We start from the raw sequence: 20,992 nt of genomic DNA on the forward strand, positions 1-20,992 counted from the left end.
ACCTCACTCTATATTAATAAAAATTTTTCAAATCTTTCCTTTACTTTATCCTGTCCTAAAATGCTCATAATAGTGTAGATATCAGGTGTATTGCTTCTATGTGATAAAGCTGCCCTTACTGAGCCTGCAACATCTGAAATCATACCTTTATATTGATCTGGATTTGCTTTATATTCCTTTTTATTTCCGCAGTAGCCTAATTCTAAGCCAATTGCTTTTAAATCTTCAAACCATTCCTCTTGACTTGAAGCATCAGCCTTATATTTGTCCTTATACACTTTTATAACTTCTTTTGCTGCATCTAATGTTAATGTCTTTGGCAATTCAAGCTGATCAGCTGTTTCCTTGTAAAATAATTCATCAAAGAAGTAGAAAATTTTATCCTTTACTTCATCCCATTTAGCAAAATCTTTTCTTGGCTTTGGACCTTCTTTATCTATATTAAATATTTCTTTAGACATTTCTTCATTAGCAGTAACAAGCTTATACATTTCCTCGTCAAACTCTTTTGCCCAAGTTATGTAATTGTCGTAAACCACATCTGCTTTCATTTTTGAAATAACATTTTTGCTTATATCGCTTAATTTAACTATATCAAATAAAGCTCCTGATTTACTCATTTTATCTAAATGTACTGGAAATTCATGATAATCTAAAGTTGGGTTTTCTTCTCTCCAGCCTTCAAAGCTTGAGTTTATAATATTTAGTAGGTACTCAATAACTGAAACTGCTGGATATCCAACTTCTCTATAATAAGAAACAGCAGCTTCTGGATCTTTTCTCTTTGACAACTTTCTCTTTGAGCCATTGTCATTCTTCATTATTGTTGGAATATGTGCATACTCAGGTCTTCCAAAACCTAATAGCTTAAATAGTTCAACATGTATAGGTAAAGATGATAGCCATTCTTCTCCTCTTATAACATGCGTTGTTCCCATTAATGCATCATCTATGGCATGTGCGAAATGATATGTTGGCAAGCCATCTCCTTTTATTAACACAATATCTTGGTTATTTTCTGGAAAGGATATATCTCCTTTTATTAAGTCATGAAACTCAACTCTAGTTTCTATGTTTCCTTGTGATCTTAACCTTAATATATATGTTTCTCCTGCTTCAATTTTTGCTATAGCTTCTTCTGAAGTTAAATTTCTACACTTAGCATATTCGCCATAATATCCCGGTGTTGTTTTTTCAGCTGTCTGTTTTTCTCTTAAAGCTGATAATTCTTCAGGTGTGCAGAAACAAGGGTAAGCTAAGCCTTTAATAACAAGATCCTTAGCAAAGGTATTATATATTTCCGCTCTTTGGCTTTGCCTATATGGACCGTATTCACCCTTAAAGGTTTCCTTTCCTGTCATTCCTTCATCAAAATTCATTCCAAAGTTATACATTGTTTGAATTGTATCTTCAATTGCACCTTCAACTTCTCTTTTTTGATCTGTGTCCTCTATTCTTAAATAAAAAACACCTTCACTTTGGCTTGCTAATCTTTCATCAACTAAAGCTGCAAATACCCCTCCAATATGCTGAAAACCTGTTGGTGATGGTGCATATCTAGTAACCTTTGCACCCTCTTTTAATTTTCTTTTTGCATACTTTTCAATATAATACTGCGGTGTATTTTTAATATCCGGAAATATTATATTAGCTAATTTCTCGAAACTCATTTTAACTCCTCCCAAAAACTGTAAAATATAAAAAACTTCCATCCTAAAAAAATATAGGACGAAAGTTAATTCCGCGTTACCACCTAAATTGATTAAGTAAAAACTTAACCCACTCGCTCGGTGAAACCAGTTCAACTATTAAATTGGTTATGGCCCAAAATTCTTTTAACATAGCATTTTAGAACAGAATCAATTTAACCTTCACATTGGTTTCACTCAATTTCTATACGGGGAAAATACCCTAAACTTACTACACACTAATGCATCTGCAAAATGCTTTCAGTTTATGCTCCAGAGCCTGCTTCTATAGAATCAAATATTAGGCTTGCACCATCCCTAACTCGCTAAGAATCAATTTCTATATACTCTTCTCCTTCAACGCAATTACAAATATTATTCTTTATACTATTATACATATACGGCTAATTATTGTAAATAGTGGACTTGAAATACTATACCTATTATACTATTATACCACATTTGAGGCATTTTAAATCAATTGAACTTAATATTCTAATTCGTCACTATCATTCTATTAGAATACTGATAAATTTACTGATGCTATTATATTAATTATTATCAGGCTTGCGATTATGATTAACAATATATTAAATATATCCTTATTGTTTTTTTAATTAATCAAGATTTATTTTTTGACATTTTATTTTATATTATGTTATTTTTTTCTTTTACGAAATATAAAGTTGTGGCTATGAATTAAAAATGTACATTTATTAGTAATTTTTATATTGTTTTTTTTAATTATATAAATAATAAATAAATTTTTTAAATTTTTTATTTATAATTTACACTATATTATTAAACAAAGGAGAAAAATATGAAAAGTATTAAAGCAAAATTGATGGTATTTCTAGGAATACTAATTGGTGTCATTTGTATCGGCTTAGGTGCTATATCTTTTATAGATTCATCAAATGCACTAAAATCAAACTTAAGCACAACGCTTCCTGAAATTGCAGTGGAAACAGCTGGCAAAGTTCAAGAACGAATTGAAGGACAGCTAAATACACTAGAAGCTATTGCAGCAGAAACTCCAATAAAAGATTCTAACAATCCATGGGCTAGTAAAAATTCACTGCTTTCAGAAGTACGCCGAAGCGATGGAAGTGAAAAAATTATGCTTGCAGATACAGATGGTAATGTCAAAGACCCAGATGGAACTATCTCTAATATTAGTGATAAATCATTTTTTAAAAAGGCATTGTCTGGTGAAAGCAATGTGTCAGATCCATTAATCGATAATGATGAAGGAAAACTGTCACTTATCTATGCCGTTCCAATCAAAAATAACAACGATATTATAGGTGTATTACTTGAAGTAAGGAATGGCAGTTATTTATGTAACTTAATAGCTCAGATTAAGATTGGAAAAACAGGTAGTGCATTTATGATAAAAAAAGATGGAACAGTAATTGCCAATCCAAATAGAAGTCTTGTTTTAAAAATGTACAATCCTATTAATGAAGCAAAAAAAGATTCAAAACTTAAAGAATTGGCAGACGTTGAAAATAAAATGGCAGCTGGAAAGACTGGCTTAGATCAATATTATTATGGTGGATTAGAAAAATATGTAGGTTATGCACCGGTTAAAGGAACAGGATGGTTTATAGGAGTTCAAGTACCTAAAGCCGAAATTTTGTCACAACTTACAAGCTTGAAAGTTTTAGTTATATTATTTTCTGCTATATTTATGTTAATTGGACTTGCCTCAGTTTATTTTATTTCTAATATAATGTCTGCAGGAATAAAATCGACTTCAAAGCATTTAAGTTTATTAGCAGAAGGCAATCTATCTGAAGAGGTTTCTGTGAAATATTTAGGTTTAAAAGATGAAATTGGTGATATAACAAAATCAATGAAAGTAATGCAGCAACAGTTAAGTTCAATGATTAGTCGAATAAAACAAAATTCCGCAAGCATTGATAACCAAGCGGAAAACCTATCCTCAATTGCTGAAGAGATGGCCTCTTCTTCACAAAGTGTAACAGAAGCCATAGGTGACGTTACACAGGGTACAAGTTCTCAGTCTGAAAATTTGATAGATATAACCGATAATCTTAACGACTTTAGCGGTAAATTGTCAAACATGGTTGAAGAAATTCAGGCTGTGGATACAAATTCCAGAAAAATTAGTTTGATGGCTAAAGAAAGCAGCGCTGAAATGGAGGAACTCAACCACTCTGTTACAAAAGTAGGAACCTCCTTTAAAGACTTTAACAGTAAAATTATTGGACTTGGAAAAAATATAAATGAGATAAATGAAATAACAAATATAATAAACAGTATTGCAGAACAAACTAACTTATTGGCATTAAATGCAGCTATTGAAGCTGCAAGAGTTGGAGAGTCGGGAAAAGGCTTTGCAGTAGTTGCAGATGAAATAAGAAAACTTGCTGAAGGATCTCAGAAGTCAGCTGAAGATATTACTACTCTAATTAATGAAATATCTAAAAATACAGATGTGATAGTTCAAGATTCTGTTGAAATGGATGGAGAACTATTAAATCAAGTAAAGATTATAGAAAATTCAATACTATCCTTTGACAAGATTATAAAAGAAATAAATAAAATTATCCCAAAAATAAACACGGTTAAAACCTCTGCTGAGAACATAGAAAATGATAAAAACACTATCTTAACTAAAGTAGATACTGTGTCCACGGTTTCACTAGAAGTTTCAGCATCTTCTGAAGAAATTTCAGCATCTTCTGAAGAAATGAGTGCTTCCACTGAAGAAGTTGCTACAGCCTCACAAACGCTTAGCACTATGACTAAAGAAATGCTTAAAGAAGTAAATAAGTTTAAGCTTTAAAACATAGCCAGATAAATTTAAAAAGCAGAGTACAATGACGGGAAAAAATTATCCTTCTCTGTACTCTGTAATCTGCTTTATGTTAGTTTGCCTTAATTGTAACTACAACTATCCCACCGTTACCTCTGATTGTTCCTAAATTAGCCTCAATAGTCTTGGACTTAGCATCATAATAAAATACAGTATCTCCTGATGTCGCCACTACATATTTAATGCCTTTGGTAAAGTAATCTCTAAACTTTACTTCACTAGCATCAACTGGACCATTATTTTGAATTATTATAGTATAAGTTAAGCTTTTACCTACAAATAATTTAAAATTGCTTTGTGTTATTGTAACATTAAACTGAACACCATCAGTCTCTGTAAATATAGTGATATTTTGATTTTTATCAGCAGCAATGCTGAAGCTAGCCCCCCCTATATTAGCCGAATTATTAATTGCAGTCTCCGCCATTTATGTCCCTCCATTCCTATAAAGATATACCGGCTCAACTACCAAAATCAATTTGCATCAAAATGCCCAAAAGACGGCATTTTGATACAAATTAATTTTGAAGTTTCGCATGGTATATCCTTATATCTAAACCAAAAAATTTTATACCTCTGTTTTAATATATGTATATATCAAACTATAGTTACAAATTTTATTGATATTATAAGAATGGCTGGACAATATTAAGCTTTCTATATTGAGTATATATCCGAAAATTCAATATTTATCATTTCAATTTTACTTTTTATATTCTTTATTTCCTTATGGATTTCTGTTTTTCTTAAAGTTTTTACTGGAAGTTGTATTTTAAATATACTGCCTTTACCAACCTCACTCTCAACACTTATTTCACCACCATGCATCTCAGTAATCGATTTTACTAAGGATAATCCAATACCACTTCCCTCAGCATTACGTGAAAGGGATTTATCTATTTGATGAAATCTTTTAAAAATATCATTTAATTGTTTCTTGTCCATTCCTATACCAGTATCTTTTACACTTATTTCAACATCATTACCTTTATCTATTAAATTTATATATATAACACCACCTGTATCTGTAAATTTAATTGCATTAGAAATAAGATTTAAAATAATCCTCTCAATCTTATCAGGATCACATGATATAATCTTTTCCTCTGTATCCGTGTCAAAAATAATATTTAGTCCCTTACTTTTAACATATTCCGCTACTGACTGAACTATATCTTCCGTTACTTCAACAATATTCTCATTGGACAAATTTAACTTAAAAGCTCCAGATTCTATTTTAGATAAATCTACTATATTATTTATAAGCCTTGTAAATCTATAGCAATTTTGCTTAATCATGCTTATAAACTTAGCAACTTTTAATTTATTAGCATCAAGACAGTCATTTTTTAAATACAATTCAATTAATTGATTAGTGCTAAAAATTACATTTAAAGGCGTCTTTAACTCATGTGCTATATTAGAAAATATTTCATCCTGAACTTTAAGAGTTCGCTCCATTTTATTTTTAGCTCTTACCTCTTTAGTAATATCTATTATGGTACTAACCAATTCCGTAACTTGATTATTCAGTCCAAATATGGGTTGAAATACAAATCTAAAAAATCTTTCCTCTTTTGATATGATAACTTTTTTATACATAGAAAAAGATTCAATTTTTCTATCTGTTAAATCTTGAATACCAGTTTTAAACTGTATTTCTTCCTCTGCATCACAATTAAAAACATCAAAATATTTTTTCCCAATAATGGATTCTATTGTTCCTATGCCATTATAACCTAGCTTTAAATGATTATATCCTTTAGTATTTATATAATTAATTTTAAAATCTGTTAATGTAATTTTTATATATCCCAAAGCAAAATTTTCTATTAGATTATTTAATACATCATATTGGGCTTTTATTAATAAGCATTCTTGGTTTTTTAGTCTTTCAGATATATCGCGAATAATTAATACACCAAATATTAAATTGCCTTTATTATCATATATAGGAGTTCCACTTTCCTCTTTGCAAATCAACTTATTATTAATTTTAATGTCAAATCTATATCCTGAGAGTTTTTCACCCTTTATTACTCTTCTCGACGGAAACTCTCCCTTAGAAATAAGTTTCCCATATCTATCAAAATATTCAGCTTTTTCAAATACAGTATCAGGAGTTATTTTCTCTGTATAATCATTAAAAAAAGTATTTCTAAGTACTTTATTAAATCTTTTATATTGCCCATTTTTATCACAAATAATTATTCCATCAGAAACATTTTCTATAATAGCCTCCAATTCTTCTTTCTGTTCTGCAATAACTTTAGACTGCTTTTCAATTATTTTTCTATTCAATACTTTTTCTGTTTCATTACGGATAGTTTGAATTAAATATTTTACTTTTTCCTCCACATATATTGGTATTAATTCTACATCCCAATATGTTGTTCCAGACCCTAGTATATTGTACTTAAACTTTATATTGTAACAAGACTTCTTCGCTTTTATAATTTCTAGAAAACGTGCTTCAACATCACCCAATTTCAATTCTACGGCTATTTGCCTTAATTTTTTACCTATAATATTTTTTTTATTAGCATAGTGTAAAATTTTTGTATTAGCCTTTAATACAATAAGGTCTGGAACACTGTATATTGCAACTGCAATTTTATTATCCCTTCCAAGTTGATCTAAATATAAAAATCTATCCTCAATTCTAGAGTTTATTCTTTCTTTAAAAAAATATTTTCTTTCATCATTAAATTCCAAGAACTTGCACGATATAGTAACTTCTCTTGGCTTCAGTTCCTTCGTAAATATATAACACTTATACTCATCTTCTATATTTTCAAGGTATACTTGCGAATCCATACGGAGCATACTACTTATTTCTGTAAGTGATTTTCCTATCAATTCACTTTCGGAATATCCACTAAAACTTACAAACTCAGCATTAATTTCAGTAATAATGCCACTTTTACTGCACAAAATTGGGTTTCTATACGATTTTACCAAAGTATATTTCATTCAATAGTTTCTCCCCTTTACCAACATATAATATAAAACCACAATATACACCATACATTTTACATCATATTGCAATTCATGTTAATACTGTATGTGTAATTAATGTTAGCAAAAAGTACCATTTTTTGACACAGATAATTTCATAAGTCTTGGCTACAAATTTTTAAAGGCTTAGGAGTTTCAATTGTCTGAACAGCTTCTCAGTAAGTTATTGAAACTTCTAAGCCTTTTAATAATTACCCTCTTAGATTTATAGATTTTATTTAATGCTAAACAGCAATATTACTTCGCCTTTATTACTCCTTTACGATATGCATCTAGTAGTTTTTCCAAGTCCTTTATTTGTATCTTAAGTTCTTCTCCAATATCCGTATCCCCAACTCTTTTTCTTTCAACTTCCTGTTCTAATACTATTGAAGTTGAAAGGATATCCTTTTCTTCTTCAATAGCTTTTTGAGTTGATTCAAAAGGTTCATGCGATACCAAAGAAAGTCCATAGGAATTATATATAAGCGTGTATCCTGCTATGCCTGTTTGTGCTTGATATGCTCTTGAAAACCCACCATCTATGACTAAAAGTTTTCCATTTGCCTTTATTGGACTTTCACCTTTTTTTATTTTAACAGGTACATGACCGTTAATTATATGAGAAGTTTTAGGATTCAATCCAAACTCCTTAAAAATCATGTTGCATATTCTTTCGTGATCCTCCAAATCAAAATAGGGATCTTTCTTTTCAATTTGAAGTTCTTTCTCGTCTATAAAATATCGTTCAAAGGTAGCCATTTTATCCTTTCCAAATAAAGGTGAATCAGGCCCATTCCATAAATACCAAGTTATATCCATGCCATATAATTTAGCTTTGGGATTATTTTTATAAAAGTAGCCTTCTCTTACTAAAATCTCTAGTCTATCTAAAAGCGCTTTTCCAGTATACTCCTTTCTTGAAGCACCTATCTTAACCTTTTTAAAGTTTCCATCCTCATTTAATGGAATGCACCCATGATATAAAAGATTTGAATTATATTTAAGATACATACTTCCATTTGCAAAAAGAAAACCGACATGCTTTTGAAGCTTTTCACTGTTTAAAAAAGAACTCTTTATTTTTTCTAATAACTCCCTTTCTTCTGGAATAAGCTTATATGGTTCTTTTGGGTTTATAGTTGGAAATTTATTATCCTTCAATTTATATGTTTTACCATTTAAATTAATTGTACCTTGCTCATAATTAATTTTATCTAGCACCACCCTATCCTTCATGCAAAAATATGGGCGTCTATCAATTACTTCCCCTTCTAATTTAAATTGAATAATAGATATAGCTTTATGCATCCTCGCTATAAGATTTATTTCCTTATCACTATAAACCTTATCACTTTCTATTTTAGGTTTAAATTGCAAGCATTCATCATCACCGTAGACCTCCATAGCAAATGTAGCTAGAGGCAGTAAATTTATTCCATAACCATCCTCTAAAGTTGATAAATTTCCATACCTTGCACATATCCTAAGTGCCGTTGCAATACAAACCTCACTTCCTGCCGCTGCACCCATCCAAAGTATGTCATGATTTCCCCATTGAATATCAACAGAATGATAATTCATAAGAGTATCCATTACAATATCCGCTCTAGGTCCTCTATCAAATATATCTCCTATGATATGTAAGGTGTCTATAACCAGCCTTTGAATAAGCTTAGATATTGCTACAATAAATTCCTTGGCTCTACCTATCCTTATTATAGTTTTTATTATTTCATTATAATATTCCTCTTTATCAACCTTATTAGGTTTCTCATGTAAAAGTTCTTCTATTATATATGCAAAATCTTTTGGAAGCGCCTTTCTTACCTTTGAACGAGTATACTTTGAGGACACATGTCTACATATCTCTATAAGCCTATATAATGTTATTTTATACCAGTCATCAACATTTTCTTCATCTTTTATTAGAAGTTCTAGCTTTTGTTCTGGATAATAAATTAAAGTTGCAAGGCTTTTTAACTCTTCTTGCCTTAAAGAATTTCCAAATACATCACCTATCTTACGCTTTATAACTCCAGAAGCATTTCTTAAAACATGGGAAAAAGATTCATATTCACCGTGAATATCAGACAAGAAATGTTCAGTACCTTTTGGAAGGTTTAGAATTGCCTGCAAATTTATTATTTCCGTACATGCATCTGCTATGCTCGGATATTGCTTTGATAAAAGCTTCAAATATCCTAGATCATTTTCAAATTCTTTGCTTAAGTTATCTTCAGTATAATTCATCTTAATTTACCTCCCTAATTTTTTCAACGTTAGCATTTATATAGACCATTATACACTATACAATAGAAGTTTCCGAGTGATAAAAATTTAACTAATGTTACTTGCGCATCTTTGGTTCATAAAAATTTAAGAGGTTGATTTGCTCATATGGAAAATGTTATCATTTAAAACAACGATTATTTATATATGATAGGGGGCAAAAATAGCATGAGAATAGAAACAAATCACATAACAATTCGAGATTTTGAGAGGAAAGACGCAGAAACTCTTTATAAAACCGTTAGAGAAAAGAATATTCTTCGTTTCATGCCAGATTGGGCAGAAGACCATAATTCTCCACAATCCTATTTTGGCTATATTGATTGGCACCAAACTAAAAAAAATTCAACAGATATTTATGAAAACAAAAGATATGTAATCGCATTACCTGATACAGATGAAATGATAGGAATGGTTGGTATGGGATTAGAAGATACATTAAATGAAGTTGAGGTAGCGTATTTTATGTCAGAAAAGCATCAAAGAAAAGGATACACAGAAGAAGCAGTAAATGCTTTAGTAAATTGGTGCTTTAATGTATCAGATATAAAGTATCTTATATTGACTATTGATTGTGCAAACATACCTTCTTGCCATTTTGCAGAAAAATGTGGTTTTGAATTATTCGAAAAACGAACACCTATTGGACACAAACAACCCAATATGGAAAGTGATAGTTACTTCTACTATAGGAAATACAGAGTTTAAATACTAGGTTTATTCTGATAAATTACAATTTATCGAGGAGAAGCCAAAGTACAAAGTACAATGCCAGTTTAATCACTAACTGCATTTCAAATAGGAGGATTATTTTTGATTATACTTTTTATTTATATATTTATAATTCCATTAGTGATAGGAATTATAAAAGTAAAAAACCATTTTATTAAAGCGATATTAGTAGGTTTATTAGTACTATTTATTACTATTAGTTTAAGTCAACTTTTAAGTAATGGTTCAATAAAAAATTCATATCTAAACTCAATTGTAATTTCTTTAATTTGTTTATCTGCAATAGTAGCAAGTTCAACTGTTCTAATTATACATGAAATAAAAAAGAAATAGAGTAATGCAATTTATTTTGCATTTGCTCTTTTTCTCGTTCTGCAAGATATTGTTGTAAATTATACGATGCTATCTTAGTTTTCAGGGCTTTAGGATCAGTATATACATTTTCAATTTTTAAATATCTTGTTGAAGTACTAATAGTTTGTAAATTTTAGCTTTAATTTTTATATGCGAAAGTTGGAAATATAATTATATTTATATTCCCAACTTTTTTCAACATTAAAAAAATATGTTATGTATTTAAAAATTTAAGAAGTTTATCTCTAAATCCATCGCCTTACTTTACTTTTGTAAATCAAATATTCTTCTCCAAATTTTCCTTCAAGTACTTTTTCCTCATATTTTATATACCATTGATTTATAATTACTATAAATACAACTAGAATTACAAACGATGTAATATTGCCAAACATTATTGCAACACCTACAAGTATAGTAGTCAAACCCAAATACATTGGATTTCTTGATATTTTATATATTCCATTTGTCACTAAAATACTTGGCTCATTAAATGTCATTTCTGTAGTACCTACTCTTTTAAACTTATTCGAACCAATAAAAGCAATACTTGTTCCAAGCAAAGCACAAAATATTCCCAAAAGATTTAATGGATAAGCAATTACTTTTGCAAAAGGAAATATTATATGCAATAAACTCATTAAAACTATACAAATCAAAAGCAAAATTGGTGGTAAAATACGTTTCATAGTGATTCCTCCTAAATATTATCTTATTTTTTATAATGGTTTATCTATAAAAACAGGACTATTTTATTTAACCAAACGTACGGTTAAATAAAATCATAAAAAAAATTACTCTTTAAACTTATGCGATTTTATATGAGTATTAACAAATGCCTCCATAAAGTATTCAAAAAACTTTCTTTCATCATATTTAAAGTACTCACACCATTTATCCTTTAGCGTAATAAATGATATAATAGGCATCATACCTGTAAAGAACTCATAAACAATATATTTTTGAAGCTCTTCATCAGATAATTCTTCTTTTTTTACAGTACTATCTAGTTCATTTTTTATAATAATTTCTAGACATCGTATAAAATAATCTGTATTGTTTCCACTTTTCAAGGTTTCCATAAATAAAATAGCTAAAATTCTCTTTTTATCGGATAAATACTGAATTTCACTTTTAATTTTATCTTCTAAGCTTTTTCCAGTTAAATCACTTACAGAATCTACATATTTACTCATATCATCTATAATCTTTTTAAACAGCGACTCCATAATATCATTTTTATCTTTAAAGTGATAATATATGGAACCTTTATTGATGCCTGCATTTTTAGCAATTTTGTCTACTCCTGTTCCATCAAAGCCATCTTCCGAAAATAATTTTTCAGCAACTTGTAAAATACGTTCTTTTGTAATATCTCCATCAGTTTTTGGCATATAACCCTCCCTTTTCTCATTTACTTAACCAAACGTTCAGTCAAATAAATAATACAATAAGTTCCTATGTTTGTCAATTCATAAATTTAGTAGTCTCATTGAATTGTCAAAATGAATACCTGACATATTGTTAATTCTTGCAATATATTTATTAATCTCCCCAATTTCATACCACTTGAGGTCATCAACTTCATTAGAATTATTAAATGGTCTTTCCTTAACAAAAGCAATATATCCAGCCATTATTAATTCTTTTGGCTTAAAATAATAGCTTTCTACATATTGAATTTTTTCAACCTGCTGACCTGTTTCCTCTAAAACCTCTCTAACTACTGCCTCCTCTAAAGTTTCCCCATTATTTACGTATCCAGAAACAACTCCCCAATGAGTTTTAGAAATATAATTTTGTTTTAGCAATAGTACCTGATTATGCTCATTAATAACTAAAACTTCAACACAACTTGAAGGACTATCAAAATATGGTCTCTCACATGAAATACAATATTTCACTAGCCCTTCATCACCAATATTTTTTTCACTAAGCTTTTCTCTACATATAGGACAATAACTAAATTTCACTGCCATCAACTCCTTTTTACGTATCTTGCCTTATATAAACAATCACATGTTCATACTTATTTATAGATAAGCAATTTGAAAAGTTAAACTTGCTTGTACCAAATTCATCCTGTTAAATTACAATTTAACACAGAGTACGGAGTACAGAGTACAACGAAGGATGATTTTTCTCCGTTAACACTGCGAAAAATCTGAAAACTTATTTTTTTATTGCTGCGCAATCGCGCCATACATGGTGCTCAGCGAAGCTGACAACATTAAGTTTAAGATTTACCTGAGAGAAGCGAAAGGTAAATCATCATTCACTGTACTCTGTACTCTGTCATCTGTACTCTGCTCGACAAATTGTAATTTATCAGGATAAACTTGGTATCTGCAATTTCAATGCCTCCAGCCTTTTTGCTCGCTCAAAAGCTTCTTTTAAAAATTCCTCTGCTGATAAGTCCTTATAATCCCAATTCATGGGTTCTAATGCAGTTGCACCTGAATAATTCGTTTGCGCAATTTTTTTCATGGTTGTAGACCAATCAATCCTGCCATCAAAGGGTAACTGGTGTTGAGCACGACTTCCTCCATTATCATGTAAGTGTATTGCCATCAACCGAGAACCGTACATGGATAATAAATCATAACCCTGATTATAGTTGTTGTGATGGCAGCAGTCATAACAGAATCCGATACTCATGGAGTCAACTTGTTCCAATACGTATGACAAATTTGCAAAGTTCCGTAAATTCTCTAGTGCAACTTTGATGCCAAGCTGTTCAGCTTTTTCAGCAATTTTCTTTATTCTATCAAGTCCCAATGCATTACATTGATTGTCTTCGCTTGGTAGGTGAACCACCATTGTTGGAATCTCGAATTTAGCACAATCTTCAACACATTGCAAATAGCAATCAGTTAAGGCTTCACCATCCAGATTGTCAAGCCAGAGGTCGTTCTGATTTTGGACTGGTGTGTGGATATTTTCTATAAAAAGACCCGCTTCACGTGCAATTTGTGGCCCGTTGCGATAATCATTCCTACCAAAGCAGTCACGACCAAAGCCATCACTCCACCATAATAAAACACCATCAAATCCAGCTTCCTTTATTAGCTTATAACGTTCCTTTATGGGCATTTCATAACCAAACCAATCATAAATAGTAATCATAGTCCACTCCCTTTCTTACTTTTAGCATTATAGATTTTATATAATTCATAGACTTCACCTCAACAAAACATTTTATTACTAATTAAAATTATATTTACATTTTCAACTTTTTTCAACATTAAAAAAATATGTTACATTTGTATAAATTTAATTTTATTTGCATAACATCTAGAATTATGATCGACAAATTATATATAATAATAATATATGGTATTAGACAATCATTTTGAATTGTAAACCATAAATCGGAATATATAGGAGGTACAATTGGAAAAATGAGAGGTATATGGAGTCAAAAACGAACAGATGAGAAAGTGCTGTATGTACTTAGCAATATTTTTTCTATAATCATAATAATATTGGTATGTATGCAGATTTTAGGTATTTGGAAAACTGCAAAAAATGTATTCACTCCATTGTTGGGTGTGACAATGTTAATTCAAACTATTCAGTATTGGAAGAAAAACAAATCAGTTGCTAACATTAGTTTATGTGCGGCAATACTTCTTTTTGGTTTTTCAATTTTTACATTTTTAATAAAATAAAGTATGTAGAATGGTTGTACTAGCAACCTTAAAATATTACTCCTTATAAAATTATTGCGAACAAAGGTGTAGTGCAAAACAAAATAATAAGTGGGAGCTCTGCATAAAAATGATGTGATTAATAGCATCTTGAAACCTTAAATAAAATTAATAAATCTAAGAGACTAACTCACAAAATTCTAAGAAATTTCAATAACTCGCAAGAGGCAGCTCAAACAATTGAAATTTCTAAGACTTTCGCGATTTAGTCCCTAAGATTTATAAAATTTTATTTAAATGTTTCTTCAACGCTATTACTCACATCATTTTTTTATGCAGAGCTCCCACTTATTATTTAAGTTTTTGTACTACACCCTTGTTTGGGTAAGTTTTTAATATCTATTTAAACTAGTTCAACTACCAAAAGTTCCTGCATCTAAACTTTGTAATACGAACTTATTTAAACATTGGAAATAAAGATGTGGTACAAGTATCAAAATAACAAGGGACAGGTGCATTAAAAAAATGATGTGGTATACGAGTGTCGAAGAAATATTTTAAATAAAATTGTATAAACCTTAGTGGGGAATTTTTTGAAAACTTTAGAACTTTCAATTGTTTGAGCTTCCTCTCAGCGAGTTATTGAAAGTTCTTAAGTTTTCGGAAAATTTGCCACTTAGGTTTATTAATTTTATTTAAGATTTCGAGATACTCGTAGACCACATTATTTTTAATGTACCTGTCCCTTGTTATTTGGTTTTGCACTACACCTTTGTTCGCAATATTTAAGAAATGTGAACTAAACATTAATTGTTTTATTTCACCTCGTAATGGAGTTCGACAAATTGATTGAATCGCCTTATACCCTTTAACTTTAGTTCTAACTCAAAATCATTTTTTTTAAATAAAGGTATTCCATGACCTATTAGTGTAGGTGATATAGTAATAATAAATTCGTCAACTAACCTTTCTTTAATAAAGGAATTTAGAAGGACACCACCGCCAACAAGCCATATGTTTCCTCCATCCAGTTTTTTGATTTTGTTTGTAAATTCCACTACATCCTGATTAACAAATTCTACATTTTCATTCTTACCCTTTTCTGATTTAGAAAACACATAACACTTTTTATCCTTATGTGGAAATTTACCCTTTTCCTTATTAATAATCCAATCATAAGTTCTTCTACCAATTAGAATAGTATCAACTGTGTTGTAGAATTCAGAATATCCATTATCTCCTTCCCCTTCAGTTTTAAACAACCATTCCAAGGAATCATCTTCTGTAGCTATGTAACCATCTAAACTTGTTGCAATATATAAAACTAACTTTCTATTGGTTGACATATATAAGCCTCCATATTTATAAAATTCAATATAATTTTAAAATATAAGTTGTAAACAGTAGCTATCTTACCCACTTTAAGCTATTTTATTGAATTGAGTTCATAAGCTCAAAGAAATATTTTGACTCTTGGGTTTTATAAAGATTGTACCAGGAATCTAGGGTTTGAGGTAAGAATACATCTAGAGTTTTCAATATATGCAAAGCAAATTCAAGAGGAGCTATTCCAGAAGCAGTAATCAAACTCCCATCAGTTACTGCACATTCCTGCTTATAATACATCTCTCCATCATAGTCTGGACAGACCATTTTAAGATATCCCAGATCATTGCTTGTATGGTTGCGCTTATTCAATACTCCCCCCATAGCAAGTCCTATTGTAGCGCCACAAATTGCCCCTACAACAATACCTTTCTCTAAATATTTTTCAACCATTCTTATAATGGGAGCATGAATTGCTTCTGTCCATGTATTCCCACCAGGTAGAATCAAGGCAACAGTATCTTTAGTACTACACTCCTTAAGTTCAATTTCTGGCAATATTGTAAGGCCTCCCATTGTAGTAATAGGTGTCTTGGTAATTCCCACAGTTACTACTTTTAGCGGCATTAATCCCTTTTTATAGTACCTTCCTGAATTAATTTCAGCGATTAAATAACCTATTTCCCAGTCTGCCATTGTATCAAATACATAAAGATATACTGTATTCTTCATTTTCTATTCCTCCACATTAATTTTATTGTTGCTATTTATTACAAGATTGTCTCAAACTTCATCTCGATTTATTATATATTATCTTCACTGACAAATTCAGTCAGTGAAGATAATAGTCCATCAAATCTCTAAGAATTGCTGCCATAGCATCTTTAAAACTATTTGGTTCAAGCACCTTTATTGATTTACCATATTGAAGTAGAATATGAGGAACATATGTATGAATTGAGTTTTTATCCATTAAAAATTTCGCTCTGCATTCAGTTCGTTCTATCAGATGATATCCTAAAAACCAGTGTGAACAAAGGTCATTCAATGCTTCTGACTTGCCCTCAATTACTAAAGTGCAAAGTCCTTCTTTGCTTCCATCATTCGATAATAAGTTTTTTATAAAAAACTCACGTGCCGAAAAATCTTCAGGACGCTTAAACTTATTTTTAGTGCTTATAATATTTACTATTCTATCTACCCTAAAACTGCGAATTTCTTTTCTAAGATGGCAAAATGCAATAGCATACCATTTATCATTCCAGTAAAGAATACCATATGGGTCAACAACCCTATGCTTTTGATGCCCTTCATAACCTGTACAGTATTCAATTTCCATAGAACATTCATTAGCAACAGCTTGCTCAATCTCACTTAATATAGGTTTGACGGCTGGATCGCAAATACGACTCACTACTTCAAATCCGACTAAATGACGATTAAGAACTTTTTCTTGTTCTTCATTCGAGAACATCTTTAACTTTGATGTCGCACTATTTAGTGCTTCCATAAAAGGATATCCTGCTTCCATTGCAAAAATAGCAGCATGTAAAAGTGATTTTTTCTCTTCAAGGTCAAAAAACAGTGGTGCTTTGGTAAAATTATTAAGCAAACTATATCCGCCATTATGACCAGGCTCCGATATTATTGGCACTCCACTAACACACAATGCATCCATATAACGATAAACTGACCTTATATTTATTTCTAACCTTTCGGATATTTGCTTTGCAGTTATTTTTGCACCTGAATTCAGCATCCATAAGATTGCTAGCATATTATCATTTTTTGACATAATGAGCCACACTTCCCTAGATTTTTAATAGTATCATTTACAAATAATTTACAGACATTATCAAATGCACCATTCCCGTAAAATATAATCTGGTATATCCAAATTTCCAAACCCAATTCCTAAATTAATATATCTTTTTCCATTACTTCCATGAAAGTCAGAACCACCTGACATAAACAAATTATTTTTTCTGCAATAGTCATATAATTTTTTGCTTTGTTCTTTCGTAAAAGTAGAATAAAAAACCTCTATTCCATCAATTATTTCACAGCTTACTAAATCATCTATAATATCAATATGATTATCCATATTATAACTAAATACATGTGCTAAAAACACTTTTCCACCTGACGCTTTTATAGCTTTTGAAACTTCTTTAGCATAAGGAAGGATATCGGAATAGTCAATATAAAAAAGAGAGTTTTTATCAATTGTAGCTGTTCTAAAAAACACACTAAAATCATCCCACTCATCCTTTGAAAAGTATATTTTATTTCGTTCATTAGTTTTCAATTCATTATAGATTAATGTATGAGGTAAATATCCTTTAGGATCATATTGTGTGGGACAATTATTAACTATATTATTATCTTTCATTTTTTGAAGCAATTTCTCGTATTCTCTTGTCCTAAAAAACAATTCTTTTTCATTAGAAAAATTTAGCTTAAGCCATTTTTCAAGAAAATTAAAGTTATTAAAATTGTATCCTAAAAGTTCTATTCTGAAATCTTGAAACACGCAGTTTATTTCAGTGCCTAAAATAATATCTCCTGTGTATATTTGTTTAGCATTTATTTTCTTTATGTGATTATATGCTTCGATGGTATTATGGTCAGTTATTGATATGGTTGTAATATTCTTTCTTTCTGCTTCTTTTAAGATATCTTCAACTGTAAATGTTCCATCAGAATATTTTGTATGAATATGTAAGTCTATCAACATTTACCCCACCCTTCACTTAAATCCAATAATATAAAAATCTTTCTTCGTACTAGTTTGCAAGCGTGAACTAACCATTTTATCCACTAGATTAAACTCATTATTTAGTTCGTACTGTACGAAATATGTGAATTAACTTAGCCTAAAATTATGTTAATTCAACTCTACAAATTGAAGGTTATCTATATTTTATTACAAAATTCTATAATTTCATTTTTTCTTTGTTCCACCGCTTCTTTATATTCCACTGAACATAAACCCAATCTATCACAGCAGTCAATTCCCATATGTCCATAAAAATGCTCTATACTTTCAATAATGCGATTACATTCCTTCATATTTGGACCTGTTCTTAATGCTATTGAATATCCTTTCTTTCCACTACTTATAGTTGCATGTGGTTCATGTGTATTACACCATGGTGTACACCTATCGATGAAAACCTTAAATTGTCCTGGAACATCTGCCCAATAAGAAGGTGATACGGATATAATAATATCTGCCCATTCATATTGTTCAATTATCTTATCAACATCATCATGCTGAATACATTTTGAAGTATTATGACAGGTTCTACATCCTTTACAAAAACCAATATCAAAATCGTCAATACATATACTTCTTACATCATATCTTACTTTCAAACAATCAAAGACTATATTTACTATTTCAGCAGTTGCTCCATTTCTCACTGGACTACAATTCATTACTAATACTTTCACACTATTCACCTCTACAAATTACTATTTAACTTTTTAGATAAATAAGCACTATTACTTTGCATAATCTTACAATTATTCATTGATTACAGATTTACGCTTGATGAACCATTTAAGAAAAATACGAAGTAACAATGCTTCGATCACACAGTGGTGCAATTTAGTCTTAAAAATTATAGGTGGGATTGTCCACCTATAATACTCAATATAAGAACATAATGAATTAAATCATCTATTGTTCACACTGTTTTTGAAATAGTATACCAATTAAAATTATTTATAGACTTGAATTCTCGAAATCCATTCCTACATAGTATCTTTTGTGATGCAATATTGTTTTTATCAACCTCTGCAATTATTCGCAAAACATTAGATTGCCGAAAGGCCCAACCAATCATTGCTCTAACTGCCTCTGTTGTATACCCACGTGACTCATATTCTTGGCTCACTCCATATCCAATTTCAACACTTCCATTAGATGATGGGATATCTTTGTAGCAAATACTTCCAATAATGGTATTGTCATTTTTGAGTACAATCATCCAAAAAGTATGCCATACAAAATCTTCTCCTGATACTTGAACAGGTTTAATTTGTCCTTTGATAATGTCATACATCTCTCCTTCTAAAGGTTCCCCACTATATCTATAAGTTGTTTCTTTTTCAAATTCAACTATATCAGTTATAAGTAATTCTAATTGTCTTCCTGTTAATGGAAATAACAATAATCGTTTTGTTTTAAGTATCAATATAAAATCCTCCCTTTATTTTTAATATATATTTTTAAAAGGAGTGCTTTTCATAGACTCACCACCTATATTTTCATATAAATAAACTGTTTCACAATAATTTGCAGTCGTGAACTAACTATTTTATTCACTAATTAATAATTATAGTTATATTTCCAACCTTTCTCAACATAAAAAAATATGCTATAATGCCCTAAAAACTTCAATTACCTGAACGAATGTAATCTATTAAAAATATAACGTTTTGGTACAAATAAATTTTCAAGTTTCAAACGGTTTATCTCTAAAAAAATTAGTGCAACAACTTTTTAATATAAAAAAATAAATTTCTCCTTTAAAAAGCGAAAAATTTATAGTTAAATTAGCTTATACTGCACATACAATGTTATTCTCCATCAAGATAATTTACCTCTGTTGCAAGTTTGTAAGATTTTTGCATTTTACCAGTCATAACTCGTACATTGCCTGAATCCGGATATACAATCACTTCCGGTGAACTTATCGTGTGAACGTCAAGATATATAAAAGGTTCATCAGAATTGTTAGTCAGCATATGTGAACCATTTTCATTTGGCGGCATAACAATAACATCACCCACAGTAACGATGACATCGCCCTTAGGTGTTTTTAATGTAGCAGTCCCTGAAATAATATAGAAAACTTCCTCTGTTCCGGTGTGTTGATGATATGGGTAATTGCTTTTTCCTGGTTGCAGTGTATAAAACACAACAGTTAACTTTCCCTCTCCAGATACAGATGGCTGTGTTACATAACTATTTTGAAATTCATAACAACGCTTATGTTGTTTATCAGGGTCAAATATTTTATTCAAATTAACATCTTTATATTGTGTTGTCCTTACATTTGAAATGACTAATTCTTGCATGATTCATACCTCCGTTATAT

At 30.2% G+C, this 20,992-nt stretch carries 19 protein-coding genes and 1 other annotated feature; of the genes, 4 read left to right on the top strand and 15 right to left on the bottom strand.

What is annotated here, in order from left to right; translation table 11 throughout:
- Window positions 1-8 precede the first annotated feature (8 nt).
- Entirely contained in the window at window positions 9-1,670 is a 1,662-nt protein-coding gene (gene gltX / locus CUEA01_RS20795) for a glutamate--tRNA ligase (protein ID WP_234123910.1), read from the bottom strand.
- Between the two features lie 51 nt (window positions 1,671-1,721).
- Window positions 1,722-2,058: a binding site (T-box leader), on the bottom strand.
- A 450-nt stretch (window positions 2,059-2,508) separates the two neighbouring features.
- Between gltX and CUEA01_RS20800 the strand changes: the two genes are divergently transcribed.
- Complete coding sequence (locus tag CUEA01_RS20800; RefSeq protein ID WP_234123911.1) at window positions 2,509-4,503, top strand: methyl-accepting chemotaxis protein; 1,995 nt, start codon at window positions 2,509-2,511, stop codon at window positions 4,501-4,503.
- A gap of 82 nt (window positions 4,504-4,585) precedes the next feature.
- Here CUEA01_RS20800 and CUEA01_RS20805 read toward each other — a convergent pair whose 3' ends face one another.
- The 3 genes from CUEA01_RS20805 to CUEA01_RS20815 all read right to left on the bottom strand — a co-directional run bounded on the left by CUEA01_RS20805 (window position 4,586) and on the right by CUEA01_RS20815 (window position 9,783).
- Window positions 4,586-4,960, bottom strand: a complete 375-nt coding sequence (locus CUEA01_RS20805) for a DUF11 domain-containing protein (RefSeq protein WP_234123912.1) — start codon at window positions 4,958-4,960, stop codon at window positions 4,586-4,588.
- A 230-nt stretch (window positions 4,961-5,190) separates the two neighbouring features.
- On the bottom strand, window positions 5,191-7,506 hold the full coding sequence (locus CUEA01_RS20810; protein WP_234123913.1) for an ATP-binding protein: 2,316 nt from the start codon (window positions 7,504-7,506) through the stop codon (window positions 5,191-5,193).
- A 282-nt stretch (window positions 7,507-7,788) separates the two neighbouring features.
- Entirely contained in the window at window positions 7,789-9,783 is a 1,995-nt protein-coding gene (locus CUEA01_RS20815; RefSeq protein ID WP_234123914.1) for a fructose-1,6-bisphosphatase, read from the bottom strand.
- A 207-nt stretch (window positions 9,784-9,990) separates the two neighbouring features.
- Here CUEA01_RS20815 and CUEA01_RS20820 point away from each other — a divergent pair, with 207 nt between their 5' ends.
- Together CUEA01_RS20820 and CUEA01_RS20825 are read left to right on the top strand one after the other, a co-directional pair.
- A complete protein-coding gene (locus CUEA01_RS20820; RefSeq protein ID WP_234123915.1) occupies window positions 9,991-10,530 on the top strand; it encodes a GNAT family N-acetyltransferase in 540 nt (179 codons plus the stop codon).
- A 105-nt stretch (window positions 10,531-10,635) separates the two neighbouring features.
- Window positions 10,636-10,887 carry a hypothetical protein gene (locus CUEA01_RS20825; RefSeq protein ID WP_234123918.1) on the top strand — a complete coding sequence of 84 codons (252 nt, stop codon included), beginning with the start codon at window positions 10,636-10,638 and terminating at the stop codon, window positions 10,885-10,887.
- Window positions 10,888-11,153: 266 nt separating this feature from the next.
- Here the strand turns inward: CUEA01_RS20825 and CUEA01_RS20830 are convergent, their stop codons facing one another.
- The 4 genes from CUEA01_RS20830 to CUEA01_RS20845 form a co-directional block, all read right to left on the bottom strand.
- Complete coding sequence (locus CUEA01_RS20830) at window positions 11,154-11,597, bottom strand: methyltransferase family protein (RefSeq protein WP_234123920.1); 444 nt, start codon at window positions 11,595-11,597, stop codon at window positions 11,154-11,156.
- A 105-nt stretch (window positions 11,598-11,702) separates the two neighbouring features.
- Window positions 11,703-12,302, bottom strand: a complete 600-nt coding sequence (locus CUEA01_RS20835; protein WP_234123922.1) for a TetR/AcrR family transcriptional regulator — start codon at window positions 12,300-12,302, stop codon at window positions 11,703-11,705.
- A 78-nt stretch (window positions 12,303-12,380) separates the two neighbouring features.
- Window positions 12,381-12,881, bottom strand: coding sequence for an NAD(+) diphosphatase (locus CUEA01_RS20840; RefSeq protein ID WP_234123924.1), 501 nt, complete (start codon window positions 12,879-12,881; stop codon window positions 12,381-12,383).
- 355 nt (window positions 12,882-13,236) lie between these two features.
- The gene (locus tag CUEA01_RS20845) at window positions 13,237-14,034 is read right to left on the bottom strand and encodes a sugar phosphate isomerase/epimerase family protein (protein WP_234123926.1); all 798 of its coding nucleotides are present in this window, start codon (window positions 14,032-14,034) and stop codon (window positions 13,237-13,239) included.
- A 275-nt stretch (window positions 14,035-14,309) separates the two neighbouring features.
- Here CUEA01_RS20845 and CUEA01_RS20850 point away from each other — a divergent pair, with 275 nt between their 5' ends.
- Window positions 14,310-14,579 carry a hypothetical protein gene (locus CUEA01_RS20850; protein ID WP_234123928.1) on the top strand — a complete coding sequence of 90 codons (270 nt, stop codon included), beginning with the start codon at window positions 14,310-14,312 and terminating at the stop codon, window positions 14,577-14,579.
- Between the two features lie 794 nt (window positions 14,580-15,373).
- Here CUEA01_RS20850 and CUEA01_RS20855 read toward each other — a convergent pair.
- From CUEA01_RS20855 to CUEA01_RS20885, 7 genes are all read right to left on the bottom strand, one after another.
- Window positions 15,374-15,904 carry a dihydrofolate reductase family protein gene (locus CUEA01_RS20855; RefSeq protein ID WP_234123930.1) on the bottom strand — a complete coding sequence of 177 codons (531 nt, stop codon included), beginning with the start codon at window positions 15,902-15,904 and terminating at the stop codon, window positions 15,374-15,376.
- An 85-nt stretch (window positions 15,905-15,989) separates the two neighbouring features.
- Window positions 15,990-16,616 (bottom strand): type 1 glutamine amidotransferase family protein, encoded by a 627-nt coding sequence (locus tag CUEA01_RS20860; protein ID WP_234123931.1) that lies wholly within the window; start codon window positions 16,614-16,616, stop codon window positions 15,990-15,992.
- A gap of 100 nt (window positions 16,617-16,716) precedes the next feature.
- Entirely contained in the window at window positions 16,717-17,679 is a 963-nt protein-coding gene (locus CUEA01_RS20865) for a helix-turn-helix transcriptional regulator (protein WP_234123932.1), read from the bottom strand.
- 60 nt (window positions 17,680-17,739) lie between these two features.
- Complete coding sequence (locus CUEA01_RS20870) at window positions 17,740-18,621, bottom strand: PHP domain-containing protein (protein ID WP_234123933.1); 882 nt, start codon at window positions 18,619-18,621, stop codon at window positions 17,740-17,742.
- 179 nt (window positions 18,622-18,800) lie between these two features.
- Window positions 18,801-19,340, bottom strand: coding sequence for a flavodoxin family protein (locus tag CUEA01_RS20875; RefSeq protein ID WP_234123934.1), 540 nt, complete (start codon window positions 19,338-19,340; stop codon window positions 18,801-18,803).
- A gap of 236 nt (window positions 19,341-19,576) precedes the next feature.
- Complete coding sequence (locus CUEA01_RS20880) at window positions 19,577-20,086, bottom strand: GNAT family N-acetyltransferase (protein ID WP_234123935.1); 510 nt, start codon at window positions 20,084-20,086, stop codon at window positions 19,577-19,579.
- Window positions 20,087-20,471: 385 nt separating this feature from the next.
- Window positions 20,472-20,972, bottom strand: coding sequence for a cupin domain-containing protein (locus CUEA01_RS20885; protein ID WP_234123936.1), 501 nt, complete (start codon window positions 20,970-20,972; stop codon window positions 20,472-20,474).
- Window positions 20,973-20,992: the final 20 nt, after the last annotated feature.

Origin of the sequence: Clostridium hydrogenum, assembly GCF_021432385.1 — a bacterium.
Lineage (GTDB): Bacteria > Bacillota > Clostridia > Clostridiales > Clostridiaceae > Clostridium_S > Clostridium_S hydrogenum.